The organism is Yersinia sp. IP36721, from assembly GCF_003634395.1.
GTDB lineage: Bacteria > Pseudomonadota > Gammaproteobacteria > Enterobacterales > Enterobacteriaceae > Yersinia > Yersinia entomophaga.
In genome coordinates, this window is the sequence record NZ_QCZL01000105.1 from 1 (window position 1) to 314 (window position 314).

The following is a 314-nucleotide window of genomic DNA, read 5'->3' on the forward strand; positions in this document are numbered from 1 at the left end:
ACCTAAAACGGGTGAGTTATGAGGCAAAAACGGTTAAAATTCCAGAAGTTCGCCACTTTTGGAGCCAAGAACATGCGAGTGATGAAAGTCTTATGCCCTGAATGCGGTGGCGCGGCCATTATCCGAAAAACCAACCGTAAACATCGGCAGATTTCAGATTTATATTGCGCCTGTAATGATGTGGAATGTGGCCACACTTTTGTAATGAATGTGACCTTTTCCCACACCATTAGCCCCAGCGCTAAAACCGGTGACAAGTTACTAAAAACCGTTGTTCAAGGTCTAAACCCTCAACAACGGCAAATGATGTTAGA

Annotated in this window: 1 protein-coding gene; it reads left to right on the forward strand. The window is 44.3% G+C overall.

Annotated elements, in window-relative coordinates:
* Positions 1-18: 18 nt before the first annotated feature.
* The coding region (locus DBA33_RS20525; RefSeq protein WP_162975269.1) for an ogr/Delta-like zinc finger family protein at positions 19-314 on the forward strand (296 nt) is incomplete at its 3' end.